This window comes from Sphingomonas bacterium (assembly GCF_903644135.1).
Classification (GTDB): Bacteria; Pseudomonadota; Alphaproteobacteria; order Sphingomonadales; family Sphingomonadaceae; genus Sphingomonas.
In genome coordinates, this window is the sequence record NZ_CAHJXA010000285.1 from 1 (window position 1) to 3,724 (window position 3,724).

Consider the following 3,724-nt stretch of genomic DNA (forward strand, 5'->3'; position numbering starts at 1 on the left):
GACGCCTGCCGCCAGTGCTCCGCAAGCCGAGGTGCCGGCGAGCGTTCCGGCGCGACCGACCCGCACCCGCCCCACTACGCCGCCGCCCGCCGATGCCAATTCCGACGAGCCGGACGTCATCGTCACCGGCCAGCGCAACCTGCCCGGCGCGGTGATCGGCGACATTTCGCCCGAGCAGCAGCTGGGACCGGCCGACATCCGCTCCTATGGCGTCAGCTCGGTGAGCGACCTCATCAACGAACTCGGTCCGCAGATCAGAAGCGACCGCGGCAGCGGCGGTGCGCCGGTGGTCCTGCTCAACGGCCGCCGCATTTCCGGCTTTCAGGAGGTGCGCGACCTGCCGACCGAGGCGATCGCCCGCGTCGACATCCTGCCGGAGGAGGTCGCGCTGAAATACGGCTATCCGGCCGACCAGAAGGTGGTCAACATCGTCCTGCGCCGCCGTTTCCGCGCGACCACGGTGGAACTCGCCGACCGCCAGTCGACCGAGGGTGGCCGCAACGCGCCGGACGGCAATGTCGACCTGCTGTCGATCAAGAACGCCGGCCGGATCAACGTCCATCTCGACTATACCCAGAGCGCCGCGCTGACCGAGGCGCAGCGCGACATCACCCAGCAGCCGAGCCTGTTCGCGCAGGCCGGCAACGTCGCGGCGCTGCCCGGCGGCATCATCGATCCGCGCTTCGGGACGGCGACGGTGGCCGGCGTGCCGGCGGCCGCGGCGAACGGCGCGGTTGGCATCGGCCAGTTCACGCCCGGCGTCGCCAACCCGGCCGATCAGGGCGCGTTTCGCACGCTGCTGCCCTCGACCAAGGCGCTGACCGCCAACATGGTCTATGCGACTAATATCTTCGCCAACAAGGTCGGGGCGACCTTCAACGCCGAGCTGGAGACGAGCGATTCGACTAGCCTGCAGGGGCTGCCGACCGCGACCTTCACCTTGCCGGCGGGCAACCCGTTCTCGCCCTTCGCCAATACCGTGCTGGTCGACCGCGCGCTCGCCGGCACCGGCGCGCTGACCCAGAACATCTCCAGCGTCACCGGCCATCTCGGCTCGACCTTCAACGGCAATGTCGGCGACTGGCGCTGGTCGCTGACCGCCAGCCTCGACCATGTCCATTCCGAGACGTTCACCGACACCGGCCTCGACAGCAGCGCCTTCCAGACGCGGCTGACCGCGGGTGACGCCGCCGCCAATCCGTTCGGCACGGTCACCGGGCTGAACGCGCTGCCGGGCAGCTATGCGCGATCGACCTCGACCACCGGCACCGTCGACGCGCTGTTCAACGGCACGATCTTTGACCTGCCGGCCGGCTCGGTATCGACCTCGGTCCGGGTCGGCGGCTCGATCAGCGATTTCAGCAGCAATTCCTATCGCGCCGGCCTGACCAGCGCCACCGACCTGTCGCGCGACATCGGCAGCGGCCAGCTCAACGTCGACGTGCCGCTGACCAGCCGCTCCAAGGCGGTGCTGGGCGCGATCGGCACCTTGTCGGTCAACGGCAATATCGCGGTGCGCCACCTGTCGGACTTCGGCACGCTGACGACGCGCGGCTTCGGCTTCAACTGGGCACCGCGCGACGGCATCCGCGTGCTCGGCTCGATCACCGACCAGAACGACGCGCCCACCCAGCAGCAGCTCGGCAACCCGCTGGTCGTCACGCCCAATGTGCGCGTGTTCGACTATGTGCTCGGCACCACCGCGAACGTGACGACGGTGAGCGGCGGCAATCCCGGCCTGGTCGCCGACAGCGCCCATACCATGAAGCTGGAGCTGAACCTCAAGCCTTGGAAGACGAAGGACATCACCTTTGTCGCCAACTACATCTCCAGCCACACCGACAACGCGATTGTCGCTTTTCCGACGCCGACCGCCGCGATCGAGGGCGCGTTTCCCGGCCGCTTCACCCGCGACAGCGGCGGTAACCTGACGCGGCTCGACACCCGGCCGATCAACTTCGCGCGCACCGAGCGGTCGGAGATTCGCTACGGCATCAACTTCTCGCACGCGCTGAAGTCGCGGTTGCAGAAGCAGATCGAGGCGTTCCGTGCCGGCACCGGGCCCAACCCGTTCGCCGGTCTGCCGGTGCCGGATTTCTTCCGGCGGCAGGGCGGCGGGCAAGGCGGCGGGCAGGGTGGCGATCGGGGCGGCCCGCCCGGTGGCGACGGTGCACCGCCGCCGACCACTGGCGCAGGAGCATCACCGACCACCGGCACCGGCTCAACCACCGGCGGCACGACCGCGCCGGGCGAGGGCGGCGGCAGAGGCTTTGGGGGCGGAGGCTTTGGCGGTGGCGGCTTTGGAGGGGCAGGCGGCGGTGGGCGTGGTGGCGGAGGCGGAGGCTTTGGCGGGGGCCCGGGTGGTCGCCAGGGCGGTGGCCGGCTCCAGTTCGCGCTCTACCACACCTGGCACTTCACCGATCGGGTGCTGGTGTCGCCGACCGGCCCGGCGCTCGACCTGCTCAACGGCGATGCGATCGGCCAGAGCGGTGGCCAGTCGCGCCATGAGCTGGAGGGGCAGGCGGGCTATATCAACAACGGCCTCGGCGTGCGGCTGTCGGCCAATTACGCCAGCGGCACCAGCATCAACGGCGGTAGCACCGGCAACGCGACGACGCTCAACTTCTCCAGCCTGACCACGCTTAACCTCAGGCTGTTCGCCGACGCGACGGGACGTATCGACCTGATCGCCAAGCACCCCTGGCTGCGCGGCGTGCGCGCGACGCTGGCGTTCGAAAATGTGTTCGACAGTCGCCAGCGGGTGACCGACCAGACCGGCACGACACCGATCAGCTACCAGCCGGACTATCTCAACCCGCTCGGCCGCACCGTCCGGCTGTCGATCAGGAAGCTGTTCTTCTAGAGCCCGATCCGCCGCGCCAGCCAGCGCGCGGCGGCGTCGGGGCTCTGCTTGTCGGTGTCGCGGTCGACCAGGTAATTGGCCTGGCGCATCGCCGCGACCGGCACCCGTCCGACCAGCGGCTGCAACGCGGCAAGGAAGCGCGGGTCGTTAGCATGGGCCGGCGCGACGAGCAGCATCGCGTCATAGCCGGGGATCGCGTGGCGCGGGTCGGCGAGTACGGTCAGATTGTCGGCGGCGATCCGCCCGTCGGACGAGAAGGCGGAGATGACGTCTACCGTGCCGCCCGCCAGCGCCCGGTACATGAAGGTCGGGCTGTACGGCGTCGCCGACCGGAACTGCAGCGGGTAGGCGCGCCGTACCGCCACCCATTCCGGCCGTTCGAGGAACTCCAGGTCGCTGCCCAGCGCCAGTTGCGCCGAGGCGGGGGCGAGGTCGGCGAGCGTGGTGATGCCCCGTGCCCGCGCATCGGCCCCGCGCATCGCAAAGGCATAGGCGTTCTCGAAACCAAGCGCGCCAACCAGCCGAACGCGGTGGGTTGCCTGCGTCCATGCGCCGATCGCCGGCAGCATCGCCGACGGGGCAGGCACGTCGCGGCGGCCCATCGGCCCGGTCCAGATCGTGCCGGCATAATCGACATAGACGTCGACGCTGCCGCTCGACAGCGCGCCGAACACCACCGCCGAGCCCAGCCCGTTGCGATAGACGACGTGATAGCCCGCCCGGGTCAGCCGGTCGCCGATCAGCCGTGCGAGGATGAACTGTTCGGAGAAGTTCTTGGCCCCGACCACCACCGTGCGCTCGTCGCGGCCGTGCCACAGCGGCAGCGTCGCCGCCGTCGTGCCGATCGCCAGCAGCGCCAGC

Annotated in this window: 2 protein-coding genes; one reads left to right on the forward strand and one right to left on the reverse strand. The window is 69.8% G+C overall.

Annotated elements, in window-relative coordinates; all coding sequences use genetic code 11:
- Positions 1-2,863, forward strand: a 2,863-nt coding sequence (locus HUU96_RS13025) for a TonB-dependent receptor (protein WP_174293191.1), incomplete at its 5' end; no start/stop codon positions are given.
- Here the strand turns inward: HUU96_RS13025 and HUU96_RS13030 are convergent.
- Positions 2,860-3,724 (reverse strand): glycine betaine ABC transporter substrate-binding protein (locus tag HUU96_RS13030; RefSeq protein WP_302480245.1); only part of this gene is annotated, 865 nt, incomplete at its 5' end. The two genes, HUU96_RS13025 and HUU96_RS13030, sit on opposite strands and share 4 nt — an antisense overlap.